This window comes from Candidatus Neomarinimicrobiota bacterium (genome assembly GCA_041154365.1).
Lineage (GTDB): Bacteria > Fidelibacterota > Fidelibacteria > Fidelibacterales > Fidelibacteraceae > Fidelibacter > Fidelibacter multiformis.
The window spans coordinates 692,831-715,532 of sequence record AP035449.1 but is presented as its reverse complement, the minus strand read 5'-3'; the positions used below and the strand labels follow the sequence as shown (position 1 = coordinate 715,532).

Genomic DNA, 22,702 nt, shown 5'->3' with positions numbered 1-22,702 from the left:
GCATTGGAATTTAAAGGATTTCCAAGAGGTGTCAAATCGATTTCCCTTTTCCTGACGGCGGGATGGACGGAGGTGGTATATGACGGGTCCGGCTGGCCAGAAGAATTCCACCACCAATGAAAACAATACCCAAAACGGTATTGATTTTGAGTGTTTCATAACCTACAAGGACACTGATGATAACGGTTGTTGGGGGTTGAGCTGAAACCATCAATCCCAGGTGGGATGCATCCACATGTCGTAAAATATCGTAATACAATATATAAGATATCCCACTGGTAAAGAGTCCCATATAGAGTATTCCCAGAATCGCCAAAGTGGAAACATCCTCCCAGGGGACCGCTAAAACACGGGGAAGTCCCAACGGTGTATAGGCTATCATGGCACCTGCCAGGACAATAAATGTAATCCTTATGGGGCCGTATTTGTGTACCATCGTCTTTCCAAAAGCCGTATAGGATGCCCAGCTGAGAGTCGCACCCAGGATAATCACATCGCCGATAAAAATTTCCCGGTTAAACACAAAAAGACTGGCACCAACAACAATCCCCACGCCTGTGATTGCCAAAAGGGCAGACAGAACTTTCCTTTTTTCAGGATGTCCCTTTCCGGCCAGCCAGTTCATAAACATAACCCAGACAGACGTCGTGGCATATATGAGGGATATATGACTCGGCACCGTATGTTTCAGGGATAGGACAAAAAGATTCTGATTCAGAAGAATCCCGGTACCCATCAGAAAAAGAAGGGATTTCCAGTCTTTCCAGTCAATCTCAACCCGCTCTCCCCGAATCCGGAGAATCACCCATAAGGTGAGAAATGCCAGGATATATCTGAGATAAACCACGGCAAAGGAATCCACCTCTACAGCTGCCTGTTTTCCCGCAATGGTTGTAAAGGATGCTAAAAACGTCATCCCTGCTGTTGCCAGTATCACCCGTACTTTCATGATGAGAAAATACAAAACCCGGAGGAGGAAACACAGAAAGCAATCTCATGCTTTGTTTTTATCCATTTTTATATTTTTATTGCGATATCCTTGATACTTAATTAAATGTCTTATTAAATAGTAAAAAGAATACTCAATTTTTTTCTTGATTTAATTCAGTCCATTGTGTATCATTGTGTGAGAAAGTGGGTGATTTTCCCTTAATGTGGGTTGAGAGTTCCAAAAGAGGGTAAACGGCAAATGCATATTGATTTTATCGGACAATATCCATACACCGTTGATTCAAAGAACCGGATCAACATACCCTCACGGTTCCGGAAGAAATTATCGGAAGCCGGCATTTCCACCATGGTCATCACACGGGGTATTGACGACCCCTGCATTCTGGTTTATCCTGAGCCTTTCTGGCAGGATATGACCCGGAAACTCAGCGAAAAGCTGTCATCAATTAAACAGACACACAGGCTCTTCCTCCGTCAGATCACACGTTTCGCCGCAGAATGTCCCCTGGATTCCCAGGGTCGCATTATTCTTACACCGGCACTGATGGATTATGCAGGTATTACCCGTGACATCATGATTGTCGGGACTCTCAATAAGATTGAACTCTGGGATCCCGAAACCCTTGAGTCCTTCGAACAAAGTCACTCTCTGTCTGAAGAAGATTTTACGACGTTAGCGAACGACATCCTGCTTTAAGCCGGAGGTGACATCTCAATGACTGATTTCGGACACATCCCTGTCCTGTTACATGATTCTGTGAATCTTTTAATTACTTCATCAGAGGGGATTTATGTCGATGCCACATCCGGATTGGGAGGCCATACAGAAGAAATGGCAAAACGAGTATCTCCTCAGGCCCGCCTTATCGCTTTTGAGGTAGATCCCGATGCCCTGGCTATCAGTTCACAAAGACTGAATAGATATTCAAATGTTGAATTTATACAGCGGAATTTTCGCTATATCAAGGTGGAATTGACCCGTTTGAATGCCCTGCTGGTTCGGGGTATTCTTTTTGATCTGGGCTTATCAAGTCTTGAAATTGACAATCCTTCAAAGGGTTTCAGTTTCACCCGGGAGGGTCCCCTGGATATGCGGATGGATCCTTCCCTCCCTGAAAGTGCAGCTCATCTGATCAATACAGCAGAAGAGAAAAGATTGAAAGAGATTATCCGCACATACGGGGAAGAACGATTTGCCGGCCGGATCGCACGGATGATCACAGAAGCACGGGAAAAAGCCCCCTTGCAGTCTACACGGGATCTGGAATCCCTTATCCGGCAGGCGGTCCATGGTCCCTATCAGGTAAAATCCCTGGCCCGTGTGTTTCAGGCATTCCGTATCGCTGTGAACCAAGAGCTGGAAGTCCTGGAAAAGGCATTGCCGGATGCCTTTGAATGTCTGGCACCGGGAGGCAGATTGGTTGTAATTGCCTATCATTCCCTGGAAGACCGATTGGTGAAGACCTGTTTCAAGGATCTTTGCACCGATTGTGTATGCCCGCCGGATCAGCCGGTTTGCACCTGTAATCATGTTCAAAAGGCCCGGTATATCCAGAAAAAAGCCCTGACTCCCTCAGAAGAGGAAATCAGGTCGAATCCCAGAAGCAGAAGTGCCCGACTGAGGTGTATTGAAAAGTTATGACATCACAAAAAAGACAAAAGAGAGGACAAAAGCAGAGCAGACACTCTGTGTCAGGTGTGGTGGGGAGCTGGGGCTTTTTGCTGAGTCTTGCCTTTCTGATTCTGACAATCTGGCCCCTCTTGCATCTCTTCCTGATGAATGAGATCAAAGAAGCCCAATATCGTGTGGATGCCATTCGGAATAATATCACCCGGATTCAGCAGAGTATCATTGAAATCGACAGTGAGATCGCCCGCCTGTCCAGGGCAGACAGAATCAAGCATATTGCCGTGCACCAGTTGGGAATGGTGGATTCCCAGCCCATCGTCGATGTGATAGAGGTAGAATGAAGAACGATAAAGACTTACAGAAACAATTTTGGGCCCGCTCCTGTTTTATCGCTGTTTTTATCATCGGCATATTCTTCGTCATCCTTCTGAAATTGGTTGAAATTCAACTGTTGGATATTTACAACTACCGGGATCTTGCCGAATCCCAGGCTATGAAAAAAAATATCATTGTTCCCGATAGAGGGATCATTTTTGACAGGAAAAACAGAATTATGGCCAACAGTTCCATCGAATATTCCATCGGTGCCCGTTATATTGATATCACCAATCCCGATGAGACGTTCAGACAACTAGGAAAGTATTTGAATATCCCCCCATCAGAGATCGCTTCCCTTTTTAAAAACAAACGAAAATACTACATCATCCGGGAGAATGTCCCCCTTTCCCTGGCATCCGATATGATAAAAGAAAATTTACACGGCATCCGCTTTGAAAAAAAGCTGAAACGGGTCTATCCTTATGAAGACACAGGCGGACAGGTGCTGGGATATGTGGGCTGGGATAACAGGGGTGTAACCGGTATTGAAAAAATCTTTGATGAGTCCCTTCGGGGTGTTCAAGGCTGGGAACAGGTTCAATATGACCGGAAAGGCCGCCGGGTTTCTGCATCAGGACTCAACGGTCAGGCCAAGAAAGACGGTGGAAATGTTTTTCTGACTCTGGACGTGGATTATCAGGCAATACTTGAAGAGGAAATCCAAAAAGCCGTCCGGGATAATGGCGCTCACCACGGCATGGGCGTTTTGGTAAACCCCAATACCGGTGAAATTTTGGGCATGGCATCCTGGCCGAATTTCAACCCCAACAACGCAACAGCGTTCCCCATAGAAAACAGAAAAAACCGGGTAATCTCCGATTCCTTTGAACCGGGGTCTGTTTATAAGGTTGTTGCGGCTGCCGCAGCTCTGGAAACAGGCATATTCAACCGGCAGAGCCTGATTTACTGTGAGGGCGGAAAATGGGAACTCCTGGGGAGAACCATTCATGACACCAAAGACAGCGAATGGATGAGTTTTGAAGATGTGATCATCCACTCATCCAATATCGGTATTGGCAAAATCGCCCAGCAAGAAGGTGATCAGGCCCTGTATCAGATGTCCAAAAACCTTGGTTTCGGCGAACAGACCGGACTGTTTCCCGGGCTGGAAGTTCAGGGGAAACTTAATCCTGTATCAGAGTGGGGAAAAATATCTTCTTCTCAGGTAGCGATGGGACACTATGTCACAACGACTCTCCTTCAACTGGTGATGGCTTACAGTGCTATCGCCAATAACGGATTGTTGCTTCAACCCTTTATTGTCCGGTCAGCCTATTCTCCGGACCGGGAACAACTGATGGCCGGTGAAATTGAAGTTATCCGCCGGGCAATGTCCAAATCCACTGCGACAACCCTGAGGGATATCCTTGAAAGAACCGTGACAGAGGGAACAGGAAAAAACGCCTATATCAAAGGGTATCGTGTTGCAGGTAAAACCGGCACAGCCCAGAAAGTGGAAGACGGAACCTATTCCCAAAAACATTATGTTTCCTCTTTCATTGGATTTTTTCCGGCAAACAAACCGGTCCTTGTGTGTGGAATCACTTTGGACAGTCCGGCTTACGGGAAACATTGGGGAGGAACCTGTGCGGCACCTGCAGTGAAACAAGTCTTTACGAGGATCATCAACACCACAGATTTTAATAATCTCTATGACTGGGTTCAGCCTGAAGAAAAGCCTCTTGCTGCCGATTCCCGCTCAAATCAATCTCTCCCTTACCAATTTTCAGCCAGTCTGGGGACAGGTGATAATAATGCTTCAACTTCGGGTGCTTCAGGAGCGGCAGCTTCTGTTCAGAGCATCACTCAAAGGGGAAATTCCGGCGATATGGAAATCCTTGTCCGGATCCCGGATGTGAGAAATATGAGTGTTAAAAATGCAGCGCACATTTTATCGAAACTTTCACTGAATTATGAAATTAAAGGATCAGATAAAATTATCGTTGATCAGGATCCCCTTCCGGGTGAATCCCTGGCGCGCGGCAGTGTATGTCTTTTAATCACGGGAAAAAAGAAATGAAACTCCGTGAATTGCTGAATATTGCAGGTATAAAAACACCTGCTTCTCTTATAAATCCGGAAATCACGGGAATCGAATATGATTCCAGGCAAATCCGGACAGGGGATCTGTTTGTGGCTATCCGGGGATATAAAACCGACGGACATACGTTTATTGATCCGGCAATCCACCATGGGGCATCTGCTGTCGTATGCGAGACAGATCCATGTCTTCAGGATATACCGGTCATCACCGTCCCCAACAGCCGCAAAGCACTGGCCCGGCTTTCTCAGGCTTTTTACAACACGGAAACCCTCCCCTTTCATCTGACGGGCATTACCGGGACCAATGGGAAAACCACCCTGACACTTCTAATCCGGGAGCTGGAAAAACAGGCCGGTTTGAAAACAGCCATATCCGGCACCCTGGGTTTCCTGTCTGACTTCGAACATGAAACATTCAGTGAAAGAACCACGCCGGAAAGCCGGGATCTGCACAAAATGTTTCACACCTGCAACCAGGCCGGCATCCAATCCCTGATCATGGAAGTCTCCAGCATTGCACTGGAATTATCCCGGGTGGATAACATCGCATTTGATACGGCCATTTTTACAAACCTGACCCAGGATCATCTCGATTTCCATGGGAGTATGGACCGTTATTTCGCAGCAAAAATCCGTCTTTTTTCACAGCTTACGCCGGAAGGAACAGCTATCATTAATATCGATGATCCTTACGGATCCCAGCTATTTACATCCCTGAACCATAAAAAAAGGAGCTGTTCCCTGAAAAATCCTCTTGCAGATTACCATTTTTCTGAATATCACTTATCTGCCGGAGGATTGAAAGGCGTTGTACATACACCGGACCATACCCTGTCGGTCGAAGCACCCTTAATCGGTGTTTTCAATGCCATGAACATCCTGCAGGCTCTGGCCGCCTGGATGGAGCACCATCCCCATATCCGCCCCGATCATCTGAACCTGGAAAGCCTCCCTCCCATTCCGGGCCGGATGGACATTGTCCGGACAGCACAACATGGAACTGTCATCATTGATTTTGCACATACGCCCGATGCCATCGATAAAATCCTGAAATCGGTCCGGGAAATCCCCCATGAAAGGCTGATTGCCCTTTTTGGATGCGGGGGTGACCGGGATAAAACAAAACGACCTCTTATGGGACAAATTGCAGAAAAGTATGCAGATCAGATCATTTTGACCAATGACAATCCCCGGAGTGAAAATCCCGAAGCCATCATTGCAGATATCCGGAAAGGAATCACATCCCATCAGAATGTGACCATTGAGACTGACAGACAAAAGGCCATTCATCAAATTCTGACTCATGGAAATCCCGGGGATCTGATCCTGATTCTGGGAAAAGGTGCCGAAAAAGTAATGGAAATTGGAGAAAAAAAGATCCCTTTCAACGATAAAGACATTGTACAAAAATGGGTGCAAACACATGAAATTTGAACACATTGCCCGGGACCGGCGGTTTACACTTCATCGGATCAATGCCAAGGAGTTTACCCGCCTTTCTATCGATACCCGAGACATCAATCCCGGAGATCTGTTTTGTGCTCTGAAAGGGGAAAAAACCGACGGACACGAATTTGTGGACGAGGCCATCAACAAGGGTGCTGTTGCCGCCATGGTAACAGAAGACGCGGTCCGGCAAAAACCTGCCCTGAAAAACCTTCCCCTGATTATTTGCTCTGATACATACCAGGGACTTCAGGATCTGGCTCAGGTTTACGCATCCAGGATTCAAACAAAGATCATCGCCGTAACGGGCAGTGCCGGAAAAACCTCTACACGGCAACTTATCGCTCATGTGCTTTCCGGAACCTATTCGGTCTCACAATCCAGAAGAAATTTCAATAACGAAATCGGTCTGCCGATTTCTGTTCTCGATATCCATCCGGAATCGGACTATGCCGTAATAGAAATGGGTGCCGGACATGTAGGGGATATTTCAAAACTGTGCGGGATCATTCGCCCGGATTTTTCCCTGATTACCTCTATCTCTGAAGCACACATCGAAGGATTTGGCACATTGGAAAATGTGCAGAAAGGGAAATTTGAACTCTTTGACAATACCCGGGAAGACGGGATTCTTTTCATCAACCTGGATGATCCATTAATAGCCCAGTATCCCGATACCGGGAAAAAGCGAATCACTTACAGCATGAAAAGAAATGCAGCCGTCACATTGCAGATATTCGATATTGATTCCCTGGGGCGCTATATCCTTGATTTTCTTGGGACACAAATTTATCTCCGATCTCTTGGATTTGGTGCAGCTCAGAATGCCCTGGCAGCCTGTGCCGTGGCCCAGACATTGGATATCCCTATTGCACAGATCAAACAGAAACTGGAGGAGTTTGAGCCCCCTGCCGGGCGGGGAAATATCATCAATCAGGATGGAATCACGCTCATCAATGATACCTACAACGCCAATCCCCTCTCCGTATCCCTGGCTATTAAAACCATGCATGAAATGAAACCCCGGGGCAAACGGATCTTTGTTTTGGGAGACATGCTGGAAATGGGAGATCTTAGCCGGCTGAGCCATGAGAATATCGGAGCCCAGATTGCCTCTTCTCAGATAGATTACCTCTTCTGCTACGGTCCGGAAACACTCCAAACCATAAAAACCGCCCGAATGCTGGACATGGCCAATGCCATTCATTTTGATACACTTGAATCCCTTATCAACACCCTGAAAACCCTCCAGAAAGAAGGGGATATTATCTATGTGAAAGGATCCCGGGGTATGACCATGGAACGGGTCGTCAATCATTTAACAGAGCGGAGTGATTCATCATGATATATCTTTTTCTTTATCCATTGAAAAAATATGTGACCTGGTTGAATGTCTTGGGATATATCTCATTCCGGAGTACCGCTGCAGCCTTGACCGCCCTCTTTATCGCATTTATCCTGGGCCCCTATCTCATCCGTATCCTGAAACAGCACAAAATCGGAGAAACCATCCGCCAAAACGGACCCACCTCCCACCTTCAGAAATCCGGCACACCTACCATGGGCGGACTCATGATTCACTGTTCAGTCATTATCCCGGTCCTTCTCTGGGGGGATATTACAAACCGATATGTTCAGATACTACTGATCACCCTGGTCTGGACCGGATTGCTGGGATTTATCGACGATTATTTAAAAGTGTATAAAAAATTCAAAAAGGGATTGATTGCCCGGTATAAACTGACCGGCCAACTTTTACTGGGACTGGCCATCGGTTCGTACCTCTACTTCTTTCCCGAGCATCCGGAGATCTCTTCAGCCATTACCATTCCCTTTTTCAAGGATGTGGTGATCCCTCTCGGCATTTTTTATATCCTTTTTGTCACCCTTGTAATCACCGGTTCATCCAATGCCGTAAATCTCACAGACGGACTGGATGGGCTGGCCACAGGTCTGCTGAGTATTACAACCATGGTTTTCGCGGCCATCAGTTACATTACCGGTCGTGTAGATTTCAGTTCGTACCTGCATATCCTCTACATGCCCGGAGCAGGGGAAATTACCGTCTTTCTGGCGGCCATGCTGGGAGGATTTGTGGGCTTTCTCTGGTACAATGCCAAACCGGCTGAGATATTCATGGGAGATACCGGATCCCTGACCTACGGTGCTGTAATCGGAACAATTGCCGTTCTCATTAAACAGGAACTTCTCCTTTTCCTGGTGGGGGGTGTTTTTGTCATCGAAGCGGTGAGCGTCATGATACAAGTAACATTTTTTAAATATACAGCAAAAAAATATGGAGTTGGGCGAAGGGTTTTCAGAATGGCCCCGCTGCACCATCACTTTGAATTGAAAGGATGGGATGAAAGTAAGGTGGTTATCCGCTTTTGGATACTGGGAATCATGTTTGCCCTGATGAGTCTTGTCACATTTAAAATACGGTGAGAGTTATGATCTATGTAGAAGGAAAAAAAGTTGTGGTCCTGGGAGCTCAGCGGAGCGGACTGGCCGTCGCCCGTCTCCTGTCATCCCAGGGATCAGAAGTGATTGTCAGCGAAAGCAATCCAGATCTGGAAACGCCGGAACTGGTGAGCAAACTTGAAGAATGGGGTGTTGATTACGAATTTGGTGAACATTCCGAACAGCTTTTCGATGCCAATTTTGCCGTCATCAGCCCCGGCATCCCAACCCGGGCAAAAATTGCCGATCAGCTACGCTGGAACAATGTCCCCGTCGTCTCGGAAATTGAAGTTGCATTCTGGTTTGCCGATACCCCTACTATTGCCATAACCGGGTCAAACGGTAAAACAACCACTACGGAACTGACGGCGGATATCCTGAACAAATCCGGTTTGGATGCTGTGGCCTGTGGAAACAATGGATACCCCTTTTCCGAAGCTATCTACCAATCCCTGCAACAGGATCGCCACCCTGTTTATGTTGTGGAAGTCAGCAGTTTTCAACTGGAAAACATTCAACTGTTCTCTCCGCATACGGCTGTCCTCCTGAATCTGACACCGGATCACATGGACCGCTATCGTTCATTTGAAGATTACATTCAGGCAAAAATGAATATCTTCAATCACCAGTCACGGGAGCGCTATGCTGTTTTGAATATTGATGATCCCAATATCGTAAAATATGCCAATGTAAAGGCCAAAGTCATTCCAGTTACTATGAACAAGCATACGGACCGGTTGGCCGGCTTTGAAAACGGGTATTTTAACTTTAAAATCAAAAATGTGCCCTATCAGATTGAAGAATCCAAAATTCTGTTACCGGGTCTCCATAACAAATACAATATCATGAGTGCTTTTTCCGCCGCCGTATCATTTCTCGAATCCTCTGCAGGCGTTACCGTATCCCTTACAACTTTTAAAGGGGTTCCCCACAGGCTGCAATATGTAGATTCTAAAAACAATGTCCTCTTTTATAATGATTCCAAATCTACCAACGTGGATTCGGTAATTGTGGCCTTGAAAAGTTTCAGTAAACCGGTCCATCTCATTCTGGGCGGCCGGGACAAAGGAATTCCGTTTACACCGCTGAATGATCATCTGGAAGAGATTAAACACCTGTATACCATCGGAGAAGCAGCAGAAATTATCGCCTTTGAACTGGATGCGAAAAATATCACAGCCTGCAAAACCCTGGATAAAGCTGTGGCAAAAGCGTATGAGAATGCAAATCCCGGTGATATTGTCCTTCTTTCCCCCGGTTGTTCCTCATTTGATCAGTTTGAAAATTTTGAAGAACGAGGGGAATATTTCATGGAAATTGTCAAAAAACTCAAATGAATGAAAAAGCCACAACATATCCAGGATATGTCCTGATCCTGAAAGTATCACTGGCACTTCTGGTGCTCCTGGGAACCATTATGCTCTTTTCTGCCAGCAGCCAGATCTCTCTGGAGCGCTATGGAAACAGTAATGCCTACTTTTTCCACCATCTCCAGCGGCTTTTTATGGCTCTCCTTTTTGGATTAGCCTGCTATTTAATTGATTACCGTACCTTCCGAAAACATATCCGACTCATCTATATTTTGACCCTCATCGCTGTCATCATGCCCTTTGTCCAAAATATGATCAGCAACCGATCTGACCCCGCCCGTTGGATCCGGACAGGTGTCATGACCATCCAAACGGCAGAGATCCTGCGATTTACCCTGATTATTTACCTGGCAAGCTACCTTTCAGGCCGGAAAGAAACAATCATGTCCTACAGGCAGGGAATTCTCCCTCCGTTCATCACCCTGGGTATTCCAATTCTCCTGATTGCCCTGGCACCTGATTTTTCCACCGCAGTCATTCTGTTCCTTATTACCTGTATCATCCTGTATGTGGGTGGGATTCCCCTGAAACACCTTGCGATAACCACCCTTCCCCTCTTACTGGGTGCCTTCGTCTATGTACGCATTTCAGATTACCGCTGGAACCGGGTCCTGGTATTTCTGGGAAAAGAATCCAATCCATCCGGCAGTGCCTATCAGATCAACCAATCCCTGATCAGTCTGGCAAATGGCCGGTTGGCAGGTACAGGACTCGGAAAAAGTATGCTAAAAAATCTGTACCTTCCCGAAGCACATACGGATTTTATCTATTCCATTATCGGGGAAGAATGGGGTTTTCTGGGTGCCGGATTCTTCATTCTGCTCTTTGTTCTCATCTTTATCAGCCTGATACGATTGTCCATGGATATCCGTGATATGTATGGAAAATATATCGTTTTTGGTATCAATATATCGCTCATCCTGTATGCCCTGTTTAACATGGGGGTAACCGTAGGACTCTTTCCGGTAACCGGTTTACCTATGCCTTTTGTAAGCTATTCCGGCTCACAACTTCTGATAAACGGTGCATTACTGGGTATTTTATTTCGAATTATAAGGGAGACTTTTCACGCTGAAACGGTTTACAAAACATATTAACGTCCTGATAACCGGTGGAGGTACCGGAGGACACTACTTCCCTGCTGTTGCTATCACCCGGGAACTGAAACGGGTCCTGATACAGCAGTATCCCGGTTATGACATCCGGTTTTTCTATATCGGATCTGCTCTGGGCATTGAGGCACACCGGGATGAAAAGGGACTTTATCACAAAAAATACATGATTCCTGTTAAAGGGTTTGCCCGCTCTTTATACAAGGGAGCTGTTATAAACAACCTGAAATTTCCTTTCCGGCTCCTAAAATCCGTCTGGATAGTCAAACGCCTTTTTACATCGATTAAACCGGACCTGGTCATTGCAACAGGGGGCTATGTATCCGGTGTGCCGGGACGGGAAGCCATCCGGCGAAAAATCCCCCTGTACATTCAAGAACAAAACGCCTGGCCGGGAATCACCACAAAAATTCTCGTAAAACATGCGCGTATGTTATTTTATGCCTATGAGGATGTGCTTCCCCACCTTCATATCCATCCCGGTACCCGCCTGATCCAAACCCCGAATCCGGTCCGCAGCACCCTGAAATTAACAGATAAACCATCCGCATTAAATACATGGAACCTTCAGAATGACCGGAAAACCCTTTTTGTTTTCGGTGGATCCCAGGGATCTTTGAACATAAACCGGGAAGTATCCAAGTATGCAGAAGCATGGGTAAAGAATTTACCACTTCAAATCTTGTGGCAAACGGGACCCCGCCACTATGAACTGATGCGGAAAGATTTTGAAAAAAAGGATCATATTTACCTGCATCCATTCATTGAGGATATGGGAACAGCTTATGCAGCTGCGGACCTGATCATTTGCCGTGCAGGTGCCCTGACTCTGGCCGAACTGGAATATGTGAAAAAACCGGCGATTCTCATTCCTCTCCCCTCGTCTGCCGCTGATCATCAATTTCACAATGCAAAAGCCTTTGAAAAAAGGGGGATTGCCGCCGTGATTACCGAGAATCGCTTTGATGAAGGAGCCCTGGATCAAACAGTCCGCCAGCTCATTGCAAGACCGGAAATTTTGGAAGATCTGATAAATCACTTTCCTGAAACCATTGAGGACGGACTTTCGAAAATTGTGCAACATATTGTTGAGGATCTACCCTTTTGAAAACACTGTTTGGACATATTGAGAGAATTCACATCATCGGTATCGGTGGTATCGGCATGAGCAGTATTGCTGAATATCTTGTCTCACGAGGGTTTAAAATCAGTGGTTCCGATGCCAGTGCGTCATCCATTACAACGCATTTGAAAAATAAAGGGATTGATGTATATACAGGCCATTCGGCACAGAACATCCACAATGCCCAGTTGCTGGTACACAGCAGTGCTGTCCCCATGGATAATCCGGAAATTCAGGAAGCAAAAAAACGTCACCTGCCAGTGATAAAAAGACCTGCCCTGCTTCGGGAAATACTAAAAATGAACCATTTCTCCATCGGAGTAGCCGGCACTCACGGAAAAACAAGCACATCATCAATGCTTGTTTCCGTACTGACTCAGGCGAACCTTGATCCAACGGCTATCATAGGTGGCATTGACAAAGGCAGTCATTCAAATTCCCGTATCGGCAAAAGTCCCTGGCTGGTGATTGAAGCAGATGAATACGACCGCACTTTTTTATCCCTGGAACCGGCCATGGGTATTGTGACTTCCATCGATTCAGATCACCTGGATATTTACCGGGACCTGCAGGATATCCGTGAAGCATTCCTCCAATACTGCAATGCCATTCCTTTCTGGGGTATGCTTGCTGTGTGTCTGGATGATCCCAACATCCGGGAGATACTTCCGGCCATCACAGCCCCCCATATCACGTACGGATTCCATGAAGATGCTGATTTCAGGATGGATCACTATGCTTTCCAGGGGGGGCAATCCCGGTTTACCCTGACTTACAAGAGAAAAGAGTACGGACCCTTTTCAGTTCCCATCCCTGGACGGCACTTTGCACAGAATGCAGCAGCTGTGGCATCAATGGCGATATGGTCTGGAATCGACGAGGAGGATATCCGGCGGGGGCTGGCAGCTTACCAGGGGGTGGAACGCCGTTTTGATCTGAAAAAAGTGATCAATGGTGTCCCTTTTATCGATGATTATGCCCATCACCCGGAAGAAATCCGGCAAACACTGAAAGCCGCCCGGGATCAGTGGCCGGACCGGAAAATACTTGCCATCTTTCAGCCCCATCTGTATTCACGCACCCGGGATTTTGCCGAAGATTTTGGAAAGGTTTTGTCTGAAGGGGATTACGTGATTGTCACAGGTATTTATCCGGCCCGGGAAAAACCCATTCCCGGCGTCAACGGCCGTCTTATAAGCAACCTTGTCCGTAAGCCGGTGAAATATATTGAGGACATCCAAAGGCTGAAGGATGAAATTAAGGATATCCTGGAACCGGACATGGTCGTTATTGCCATGGGAGCAGGAAATATCACAACCTACTTTGAAGAAATGGTCAACCAACTGGATAAAATAGATTCATGAGTTCTGACAAGCAGAAAAAAGTAGAAATCCCATACCTCATGACCTTGATTGTCATCATTATCCTGGCATCAGTCTCTATCCTATATGCCCGATTTCAAAATATCTTCAGCCTGAATAAAATCATTGTATCCGGAAATTATGAACTGACGGAAGAGGAAGTCATTTATATTGCCGGTTTGACACTGGGTGAAGATCTTTTATCCATACCGGTACTGGAGATCACCGAACGCCTGGAACAGGAACCATATATTCGTCAGGCCCTGGTTTATAAACGCCTCCCCGATGGGCTGGTAATACAAATCCGAGAACGGATACCAATATTACTGATGAACATGGAAGAACAATATTCCGTTGACAATCAGGGCATTTTACTTCCGGCACCCCGGAGCAACCGGGACATCCCTGTTCTGACCGGCATTCCCTCTCTGGTTGTCACCGAGTTCGGAAGTACGGTATTGCATCCCCAAATCCGTCAAGGTGTTGGTATGATGAGCCTGATCCGGAAAAAATATCCAGAAATAAATATCCTTGTCCAGGAACTCCACTGGGATGAAAAGGATCACAGCTGGATCTTAAGGCCGGGGAAAGGCAGGACACGAATCTACGTGGGGAACAGTGATCTGAAACGAAAAATCAATATATTGGAAGCCTTTATAGAACAAAGGGAACTTACACCCTCACACATTCAACAACTGGAAAAGATTGATCTCCGGTACGATAAACAGGTAATTGTAAAACCAAAAAGGTGAATACATGTCTCATCCCATTATAACAACAGGACTTGATATTGGAACAACAAAAATTTGTGCCATGATTGGCCAGTATGATCCGGAAGAGAAGAAATATCAGATCCTGGGAATGGGACAATCTTTGTCTCATGGGCTCAAACGGGGTGTAGTCATTGATATTGAAGAGACCAAGCAATCCATCATCAAGGCCCTGGCGGAAGCAGAAAAGCACTCCGGGATCACCATATCCTCCGTATCCATCGGCATTGCAGGAGATCATATCCGAAGTCTGGATTCAACATCCACCGTGGCCATCAGTCATAAAAACAGCGGGCCCGACACATCCTCCCCAGTAGATCAGCATGACATTAACAGGGCTTTAGATTCGGTAAAAAACATCAATCTGGGTGTAGATCGGGAAATCATCCATGTCATCCCCCAGGAATACGTCGTAGATGATCAGATGGGAGTAAAAAACCCCATCCAGATGTCCGGTTCACGACTGACGGTAAATGCTCATATTGTCACAGCAGCCATCAACAACGTAAAAAACCTGGTCCGGAGTGTCCAGTCCACCGGCTTAAATGTGGAAAATATTGTACTGGAACCCCTCGCCTCATCGCGGGCAATTTTATCAGAGGATCAGAAAGATCTGGGAGTCGCCCTTGTAGATATTGGCGGAGGAACAACAGATATCACAGTTTTCAAAAACGGTTTCGTAAAACATACCGGGGTCATCGGATATGGGGGTTCCATTGTTACCAAGGATATTGCCTCCATCATTCAAACTTCCTTCCAGGAAGCAGAACGCATTAAAAAATCCTATGCCTGGGCTTCATCAGAGTTGTCAGAAAAGGCAGGGATTGAAGAACTGACCGTTGCATCTCTAAGTGACAACCGGGAGATACGCCTTAATTCCTTTCAACTTTCCCAATATGTGGAAGCACGGATTGAAGAAATTCTCCTCATGGTTCGGGAGAAAATTTGTCAGTTTACCGACATTAAATCTCTTCATGCAGGTATTGTATTTACCGGTGGGGGAGCTCGTTTGAAAGGGCTGTGCCAGGTCAGTGAGAAAATCTTTCATGTACCGGCACAGATCGGGTATCCCATCCGTATGCCGGGACTTGAAAACACGGAATACGGACCGGAATACTCGACTGCCATTGGACTGATGCACTGGAGTGACAAAAACAAAAAAGAATTGATCCCCACAGGAAGAGACAGCGATTCCACTGTTTGGGGAAAACTCAAGAAATTATTTTCCGATATTGCAAAAAACCTATTTTAAGCCCGAGGAGTTATTATGCTGATAACGTACGATGAAAGTCTTGATCAGAGTGCAAAGATTAAAGTTGTGGGAGTTGGCGGTGCCGGGGGAAATGCCATCAACCGCATGATCCGGAATCATTTGAAAGGTGTGGAGTTTATTGCCGTAAACACCGATGCCCAGGCATTGAACAGTAATCTGGCAGATACCAAGCTGCAAATCGGTCGTGAATACACCCGCGGTTTGGGAGCAGGAGCCATTGCAGATACGGGACGAAAAGCAGCGGAAGAAAGCAAAGAGATGCTGGTAAAAGTTCTGGAAGGATCCGATCTGGTATTCATTACAGCCGGAATGGGCGGTGGAACCGGGACCGGTGCGGCACCGGTGATCGCCGAAATATCCCGGGATCTGGGTGCTCTCACGGTGGGTATTGTTACAAAACCCTTCCTTTTTGAAGGACCCTCCCGCATGAAACGGGCAGATGAAGGTATCCTTGAATTGAAAAAACATGTGGATACACTGATTGTCATTAAAAACCAAAAACTCCTGGAAATTGTCAACACAGATACGGTGATCGATGAGGCGCTGTATACGGCAGATTCCATCTTGAATCAGGCCACCAGTGGAATTTCCGATTTAATCACCCAAACCGGTATCATTAATCTGGATTTTGCCGACATCAAGACTATCATGCAAAACATGGGGGATGCCGTCGTGGGAACAGCAGAAGCCAGTGGCCCTTCGAGGGCTGTGATGGCTGCATCCATGGCTATTTCCAGTCCCCTTCTGGATAATGTGAGCATTAAAGGAGCCCGTGGCATTCTGATCAATTTCACCGGCGGGCCTGATATGAAACTCTCTGAAATTCATGAGGCTTCGGAAATCATCCACCAGGAAGCCGGAGAGGAATCTGATTCCAATATCATATTCGGTATGATTGTGGACGAAAACCTTTCAGATGTCATCCGGGTAACCGTAATTGCGACCGGATTCAGTCAGGAAGCAATGTCTCAAAAAATTGAACATCCTCAGCCTGACATGCCAAAACCTTCTGTCAGAATGGACCCTCCACAAAATACACAGATTGATATCCTCAAAAAAGACTCCGTGGAAAAGAAAGAAACAGAAACTCATTCGACAGAAAGGGTCCAGGAAGAATTATTCACGACTTTCACTTCCAGCGATCCGGATGACAAGGAAACACCGGCCTGGATCAGAAAACAAAAATATTCATCCAATTAGTTTACCCATGAACCGGTGTAAATCCGGTAACTCTCACCCCAAAAAAAAGGCTCCATTTGGAGCCTTTTTTATCAAAATAATTTTTCTGCGAAGATCAGATAGCTTTTGTTACCCGGTTTGATTTTAAACAGGTCGTGCAAACCTTAATACGCTTCACCGTTCCGTTCGTCTCAACCCGAACCTTTTGAAGATTGGGTTCCCAGCGACGACGTGTTTTATTATGGGAATGACTGACGTTGTTCCCGTAAACCGGACCTTTACCACAGATATCACAAACTTTGGACATAGCCGACTCCATTTTTCGTTTCAGCTAAATAATATTAAAAATTTAAAGCAGTAAATCAAGAAGATTTCTCAGTTTCTCCGGAAAGTTCAAGAGAATTTATGGACTTTTCCACCATTTTACACCATTCACGGGCTAGTTTCAGATCTTGCCGTCCCTTTTCAACAGAGGATTCAAGGCGGGCAAATTTTACAAGGTCACTATAGCGGATCAGATCCGACATGGTATCGGTCCACATATCTGGCATTTCTTTTTTCAGTACCGGAAGCAGTTCAGCCGTCGGCAAATCTGTAATATGCAGATAAAAGGTCCGTTCAATATACCTTTTGAGAATAATTGTGAGCTCCAGATAAAAAGCTTTCCACTCTCCTTTTTCAAGATATCCCTTTTCTTCAAGGGCCTGAAAGGACTCCTCTGCTTCATTAAAGGGAGCTACAAGTGTTTTTCCATTTCTGCCTTCAAGAATCCGTGTCCTGCGCCGGTGAAGGATGCCGATGGCTGCAAGAATCAAAAGAATTAAAAGAAGAGTCAGGATTATTTTCTGACGCAAAGTAAACACGGGAACAGGCAGAGGTTCATAGACTTCCGGAGGGGACTGAACCTTTGGGAGGGCTGAAAGGATTCTGAAACGCATCGAATCGCTGTGTATGGTTTTAAAGGATTTGTCACCCTCTCGCTGAATTTTAAATGGGACAGAAGGAATCACCTGATAACCTGTATCGAAAGCGGCCACCTGAAGGGTAAAAATCCGTGTATAGCGCTCTTCATCAAAACGAGTATCGGAGGATTGGGAAAGTAATCTTAAATCCGGGATTGATTCTTCAAAACGGGGAGGTTCGATGCGGGCCTGATCCGGCAAAGTAATGGAATATGTCACGGTAAATGCATCTCCGATATATCCACTGTCCGGCTCAACATGGGTTGAAACACTTTGTGCCCATAAACCGGAAACAAGGAAAAGGATACTGTACCACCAACTGACAGATTTCAATGAAATAATTTCCCTCTCATTCTGAAAAAATTCGCCAAAGGTTCCAGATACGATTGATCGGTGTGGAGCGTAATGAGATCGGCTTTTGCATTTTTCGCCATCTTATCCAGCCGTATAGACCGTTCTGCAAAAGCCAGTGCATATTGTTCACGGATATTTGTGTCCCCCGTATCCACAATCCGCTCTTCCCCGCTCTCAGGATCCATAAAGGAAATGAGTCCCAGATCCGGCAGTGCCCTGTCGATGGGATCCACTACATGCAGGAGAATCACATCATGTTTATTGGCCAGGGGTTTCAGGGACTGGTTAAAATCCAGGTCGTAAAAATCACTGACAATAAACACAACACTTTTTTTCCGGGCAACCCTGAAGAGGTACTGGAGAGATCCATTGATGTCCGTTTTACCGGCCCGGTGTTCGCCAAAAAGAATTTCCCGGATCACCCGCATGGCATTGGATTTCCCTTTCCGGGGAGGAATATACTTTTCAATCCGGTCGTTGAAACTGATCATGCCCACTTTATCGCCATTCCGGATAGCAGAAAAAGATAGGACACTGCACACTTCCGCCGCCAGTTCACTTTTAAATTGTTCTGCAGTACCAAACTGTGTGGATGAAGAGATATCCACGGCAAAATAGACTGTCAATTCACGCTCTTCATCCATGATTCGAATATAGGGATGGGAAAATCGGGCAGTTACATTCCAGTCTATCCGACGGATATCATCACCAATCTGATATTCACGGACCTCGGAGAATTCCATCCCCTGGCCGCGAAAAACAGACTTATACTCCCCGGCGAAGACCTCGTTGACAGCACGCCGGGTCTGAATCTCAATTTGTCTGACTTTTCTGAGTATATCTCCGGAAAGCATAGATCAGGGGACGGGGATTATTTCAAAAATATTCCGAATCATATCTTCCACGGTTATTTCTTCCGCTTCCGCCTCGAAGGAGGGAATAATCCGGTGACGTAAAACATCTGCGCCCAGCTCCCGGATGTCTTCAGGTGTGACGTATCCCCTGTGATCCAGAAAAGCATTGGCTTTGGCTGCATTCACCAGGTTTATAGACGCCCGGGGAGACGCCCCAAAATCAATGAGAGGTTTCAAATTATTCAGGCCGTACTCTTCCGGATACCGGGTAGCAAAGACAAGATCCGTCACATATTTGTGAATTTTTTCATCGACATAAATTCCCCGTACAACTTCTTTGGCCTGTATAATTTGTTCAGGAGTGACAACGGCCTTAACACTTTTTGGCAATTGAGCCCCCGTCATCAGATTCAGGATTTTCATCTCTTCTTCTTTTGAAGGATATGTCACCCGGATTTTCAACATAAACCGGTCCACCTGAGCTTCCGGAAGCGGATAGGTTCCTTCCTGTTCAATCGGATTCTGGGTTGCCAGAACCAGGAAGGGTTCTTCCAGTTTGTATGTGTTGTCGCCGATGGTTACCTGTCTTTCCTGCATGGCTTCCAGCAGTGCGGATTGGACCTTGGCAGGAGAACGATTGATTTCATCAGCCAGAATGATATTTGCAAAAATTGGTCCCTTTTTCACCTCAAAACCAGATGTCTTTTGGTTGTATATCAACGTTCCAATTAAATCAGCAGGCAAAAGATCCGGCGTAAATTGTATCCGGTGAAAAAGAGTTTTAATACTCAGGGCCAGGGAGTTTACCGTCAGGGTCTTGGCCAGTCCGGGGACTCCTTCCAGCAGAATATGACCATCTGCCAGCAATCCTGTTAACAAACGGCGAATCATCATATCCTGACCCACAATCACCTTTCGCAATTCTGTCAGGATGTCCTCGATAAATGCACTCTCTTTTTGAATCTGTTGATTCAGCAACTGAATATTGAAATCCATGGTTTACTTCCTGTCAGCATTTTGGACTCTTTGAGGAGCTTCTTTTTCATTGAGAATGGGCTTTAGCTGAGGAATGTTATCCAAAGGTTTACCCAAATTTTCAATTTCAAAGGTCACTGCCATACTTAACTCATGATCCGGATAGGCCTTCAGAAAATCCTCGTAGACCTTTTTGGCTTCATCCAGGCGGTCCGTATTATTGGCGAGAAGAAATCCTGCCATAAAACGGGCCTTGGGGCCAAATTCCGTATCAGGATATTCATCAGCCGTATAAATAAATGCATCTATCGCATCTTCAATTTTCTGGCGTTTATTCATATGAATCTCTGCAATCCGGTAGGCACTTTCTGCTGCTTTTTCATGATCCGGATACTTTTTGAGCAACCCTTCCAGGTCTTGTATGGCATCATCATACTTATCCTGTGTCAGATTGACTTCTGCATCTTCAAGCAATTGATCGGGGTTGCGCCTGTCACAGGAGGCTGCAATCAAAAGTAATAGTGTCAGTATGATGGGAAGTGCTTTTCTCATAATTTTCCTCTCGCTCGTATTAGTCTTTTGAACATCACCGTTTTATAGTTTGAAGCCTGTGAATTGTTCCGAATATTAACGAAATCAAAAAGCAAATAAAAGGGCGATAATAAAGTGTTTCTCCGGTTGATCCCAGCGCTGGAACCGGCCTTTGGGATCTGTAATGACAAATGGGAATTCAAGGCGAATAGGGCCAATAAATGTTGAATAAGTGATACCTGGCCCTACACTCACAAAGAATTGGTCCAAATTCCACACACCCTGATATGTTTCATGCAGGTGTCCTGCATCCGCAAAAAATTCCAGGCCAAAATTCCAGGGAAGGTTGATTCTCAATTCTACATTTGCCAGTGCTTTGGCATAATCGGCATAAACAATCAGGCCATCCGGTGTTTCAAATTCCCGGCCGATGGACTGGGACCAGCCTCTTACCGTGGTTTCTGTCCCCATACGGTACATCACAATCAAAGGAGGCCTGTCCGCCTGATTATCAATAAATCCTGTTTCCACCCTGGCAGCTAACACAAGTCTTTCAAAAACAGGCAGATATCTGCTGACGGATATATCCCATTGGTAATAATCCGTTGGACTTCCGGAAATACCCTTGACCCATTGAAAATCCCCACCAATATTCCACCCCTTTCGTGGAAACAGGAAATTGTCCCGGTTATCAAAACGGATCTGCCAATTCAAACGGCGCTGAATTTCACTTTTTTCTTCTGAGAGGATACTTTCAACACTCCGAAGGGAGAAACTGGCGATGGTGTTAAGTTTCCGCTCCAATTTCCACAACGATGAGACTTCCACACCGGCCGTGATGAGCTCATCATTTTCATCAATATTCTGGGTAAAAGGAGAATATACGTCTTTGTTGTAATACACTTTAAAAGTTGTGGGAAAACGCATGGATAAAATCCGGGGACGGGTATAGGACAGATCTACACCATAGGAGGGTGTACTTTTTCTAAAAAAAGTTTCCTGATCCCATACAACACCAAAATTCCCTTTCGCCTGAAATCGTCTGGCCCGGTGGAAGAGATTTTTATGCAGCCAGTCCACCTGTGTAAAAAGGTAGGTCTGGTTCAACTCGGCAATCCGCCCCTGCCGGACACCGATATTTGCATCCCAGCGCCGTGGCAGAGATTCGGATACGCGAATGCGCAATCCCACCGTCAGGCTGTCCGGATTCCGGTTCACCGGAATGATGTTCACACTATTGAAAGTCCCCAGTTCAAAAATATGTAAACGACTTTTTTTAATATCCTTCAGATCGAAAACATCTCCTGGTTTCACCAGGATTTCCTTTCGGATGGTTTTTTCCCGGACTGATTTATTTCCGGCGATTTCAATTTTATCCACAGAATACACGGCATCTTCATCGATGAGAAGACTGATATCCATCTGTACATCTTCCCGGATCTGTTCATCAATCGTCACATAGGGACGTCCCATGGCCCCGTACTCATCCTGAATCAGCTGAATTCCCCGCTGATATTCAAAAGGCTTGAAGGGATCACCCGGTTTGATTTTCATCAGGGACATGATTTCAGCATCAGAGATGAGTGTATTTCCACTGACTTCAAAGGTGTTCACATAAAAACGGGGGCCTTCATGGATTTCAATGGTAATATTCACCCGGTTTCTGTCCGTCAGTATCAGGGAATCAGCAATTTGGCATTTTAAAAATCCTTCGGCAATATAGTTACGCTGAATTTCCTCAAGATCCCGGTTCAACACACGCCGGTTGAAAAGTCGCCGTTTTCTGAATAATCCATCGGATTGAAGAGAGATCATCCGGTTCAAATCCCGCTCGCTGAAAAATGCATGTCCGCTGAATTCTACACGGGCTACCGGTTTGTCCTGATACTGAAAATCGGAGGGGTACAAGGTACCCATCAGAATACAAATG

General features: G+C 45.9%; 21 protein-coding genes. 14 read left to right on the top strand and 7 right to left on the bottom strand.

All coding sequences use genetic code 11. From position 1 onward, the window contains the following. Positions 1 to 31 precede the first annotated feature (31 nt). Complete coding sequence (locus strainIA91_RS03065) at positions 32 to 949, bottom strand: DMT family transporter (protein ID WP_400167636.1); 918 nt, start codon at positions 947 to 949, stop codon at positions 32 to 34. Between the two features lie 240 nt (positions 950 to 1,189). Between strainIA91_RS03065 and mraZ the strand changes: the two genes are divergently transcribed. The 14 genes from mraZ to ftsZ are packed head-to-tail and all read left to right on the top strand — an operon-like array spanning position 1,190 to position 17,117. Further along, the gene (gene mraZ, locus strainIA91_RS03060; protein WP_400167635.1) at positions 1,190 to 1,648 is read left to right on the top strand and encodes a division/cell wall cluster transcriptional repressor MraZ; all 459 of its coding nucleotides are present in this window, start codon (positions 1,190 to 1,192) and stop codon (positions 1,646 to 1,648) included. Between the two features lie 18 nt (positions 1,649 to 1,666). Further along, positions 1,667 to 2,593 carry a 16S rRNA (cytosine(1402)-N(4))-methyltransferase RsmH gene (rsmH, locus tag strainIA91_RS03055; protein ID WP_400167634.1) on the top strand — a complete coding sequence of 309 codons (927 nt, stop codon included), beginning with the start codon at positions 1,667 to 1,669 and terminating at the stop codon, positions 2,591 to 2,593. Continuing rightward, entirely contained in the window at positions 2,590 to 2,922 is a 333-nt protein-coding gene (locus strainIA91_RS03050) for a hypothetical protein (RefSeq protein ID WP_400167633.1), read from the top strand. Before rsmH ends, strainIA91_RS03050 begins: the two co-directional genes overlap by 4 nt. Then, positions 2,919 to 4,979, top strand: coding sequence for a penicillin-binding transpeptidase domain-containing protein (locus strainIA91_RS03045; protein WP_400167632.1), 2,061 nt, complete (start codon positions 2,919 to 2,921; stop codon positions 4,977 to 4,979). Before strainIA91_RS03050 ends, strainIA91_RS03045 begins: the two co-directional genes overlap by 4 nt. After that, complete coding sequence (locus strainIA91_RS03040; RefSeq protein ID WP_400167630.1) at positions 4,976 to 6,436, top strand: UDP-N-acetylmuramoyl-L-alanyl-D-glutamate--2,6-diaminopimelate ligase; 1,461 nt, start codon at positions 4,976 to 4,978, stop codon at positions 6,434 to 6,436. Before strainIA91_RS03045 ends, strainIA91_RS03040 begins: the two co-directional genes overlap by 4 nt. Beyond that, entirely contained in the window at positions 6,426 to 7,793 is a 1,368-nt protein-coding gene (gene murF / locus strainIA91_RS03035) for a UDP-N-acetylmuramoyl-tripeptide--D-alanyl-D-alanine ligase (RefSeq protein WP_400167629.1), read from the top strand. The genes strainIA91_RS03040 and murF overlap by 11 nt, the downstream gene beginning before the upstream one ends. Further along, positions 7,790 to 8,893: a phospho-N-acetylmuramoyl-pentapeptide-transferase gene (mraY, locus tag strainIA91_RS03030; protein ID WP_400167628.1), complete on the top strand. Its 1,104-nt coding sequence runs from the start codon at positions 7,790 to 7,792 to the stop codon at positions 8,891 to 8,893. The genes murF and mraY overlap by 4 nt, the downstream gene beginning before the upstream one ends. A 5-nt stretch (positions 8,894 to 8,898) precedes the next feature. Then, positions 8,899 to 10,245 (top strand): UDP-N-acetylmuramoyl-L-alanine--D-glutamate ligase, encoded by a 1,347-nt coding sequence (murD, locus tag strainIA91_RS03025; protein ID WP_400167627.1) that lies wholly within the window; start codon positions 8,899 to 8,901, stop codon positions 10,243 to 10,245. After that, a complete protein-coding gene (locus strainIA91_RS03020) occupies positions 10,242 to 11,375 on the top strand; it encodes an FtsW/RodA/SpoVE family cell cycle protein (protein ID WP_400167626.1) in 1,134 nt (377 codons plus the stop codon). Before murD ends, strainIA91_RS03020 begins: the two co-directional genes overlap by 4 nt. Then, positions 11,350 to 12,498: a UDP-N-acetylglucosamine--N-acetylmuramyl-(pentapeptide) pyrophosphoryl-undecaprenol N-acetylglucosamine transferase gene (locus strainIA91_RS03015; protein ID WP_400168230.1), complete on the top strand. Its 1,149-nt coding sequence runs from the start codon at positions 11,350 to 11,352 to the stop codon at positions 12,496 to 12,498. Before strainIA91_RS03020 ends, strainIA91_RS03015 begins: the two co-directional genes overlap by 26 nt. Continuing rightward, positions 12,495 to 13,877, top strand: a complete 1,383-nt coding sequence (gene murC / locus strainIA91_RS03010; protein WP_400167625.1) for a UDP-N-acetylmuramate--L-alanine ligase — start codon at positions 12,495 to 12,497, stop codon at positions 13,875 to 13,877. The genes strainIA91_RS03015 and murC overlap by 4 nt, the downstream gene beginning before the upstream one ends. After that, on the top strand, positions 13,874 to 14,626 hold the full coding sequence (locus strainIA91_RS03005; protein ID WP_400167624.1) for a cell division protein FtsQ/DivIB: 753 nt from the start codon (positions 13,874 to 13,876) through the stop codon (positions 14,624 to 14,626). Before murC ends, strainIA91_RS03005 begins: the two co-directional genes overlap by 4 nt. Positions 14,627 to 14,630: 4 nt before the next feature. Further along, positions 14,631 to 15,896, top strand: coding sequence for a cell division protein FtsA (ftsA, locus tag strainIA91_RS03000; RefSeq protein ID WP_400167623.1), 1,266 nt, complete (start codon positions 14,631 to 14,633; stop codon positions 15,894 to 15,896). Between the two features lie 18 nt (positions 15,897 to 15,914). Continuing rightward, positions 15,915 to 17,117: a cell division protein FtsZ gene (gene ftsZ, locus strainIA91_RS02995; RefSeq protein ID WP_400168229.1), complete on the top strand. Its 1,203-nt coding sequence runs from the start codon at positions 15,915 to 15,917 to the stop codon at positions 17,115 to 17,117. A 94-nt stretch (positions 17,118 to 17,211) separates the two neighbouring features. Here ftsZ and rpmB read toward each other — a convergent pair whose 3' ends face one another. The 6 genes from rpmB to strainIA91_RS02965 all read right to left on the bottom strand — a co-directional run bounded on the left by rpmB (position 17,212) and on the right by strainIA91_RS02965 (position 22,689). After that, a complete protein-coding gene (gene rpmB / locus strainIA91_RS02990; RefSeq protein ID WP_400167622.1) occupies positions 17,212 to 17,403 on the bottom strand; it encodes a 50S ribosomal protein L28 in 192 nt (63 codons plus the stop codon). A 55-nt stretch (positions 17,404 to 17,458) separates the two neighbouring features. Next, on the bottom strand, positions 17,459 to 18,391 hold the full coding sequence (locus strainIA91_RS02985; protein ID WP_400167621.1) for a BatD family protein: 933 nt from the start codon (positions 18,389 to 18,391) through the stop codon (positions 17,459 to 17,461). Next, positions 18,388 to 19,266, bottom strand: coding sequence for a DUF58 domain-containing protein (locus strainIA91_RS02980; RefSeq protein WP_400167620.1), 879 nt, complete (start codon positions 19,264 to 19,266; stop codon positions 18,388 to 18,390). The genes strainIA91_RS02985 and strainIA91_RS02980 overlap by 4 nt, the downstream gene beginning before the upstream one ends. A gap of 3 nt (positions 19,267 to 19,269) precedes the next feature. Continuing rightward, the gene (locus tag strainIA91_RS02975) at positions 19,270 to 20,262 is read right to left on the bottom strand and encodes an AAA family ATPase (protein ID WP_400167619.1); all 993 of its coding nucleotides are present in this window, start codon (positions 20,260 to 20,262) and stop codon (positions 19,270 to 19,272) included. Between the two features lie 3 nt (positions 20,263 to 20,265). After that, complete coding sequence (locus strainIA91_RS02970) at positions 20,266 to 20,793, bottom strand: tol-pal system YbgF family protein (protein WP_400167618.1); 528 nt, start codon at positions 20,791 to 20,793, stop codon at positions 20,266 to 20,268. 84 nt (positions 20,794 to 20,877) lie between these two features. Continuing rightward, positions 20,878 to 22,689, bottom strand: coding sequence for an outer membrane protein assembly factor (locus strainIA91_RS02965; RefSeq protein ID WP_400167617.1), 1,812 nt, complete (start codon positions 22,687 to 22,689; stop codon positions 20,878 to 20,880). Positions 22,690 to 22,702: the final 13 nt, after the last annotated feature.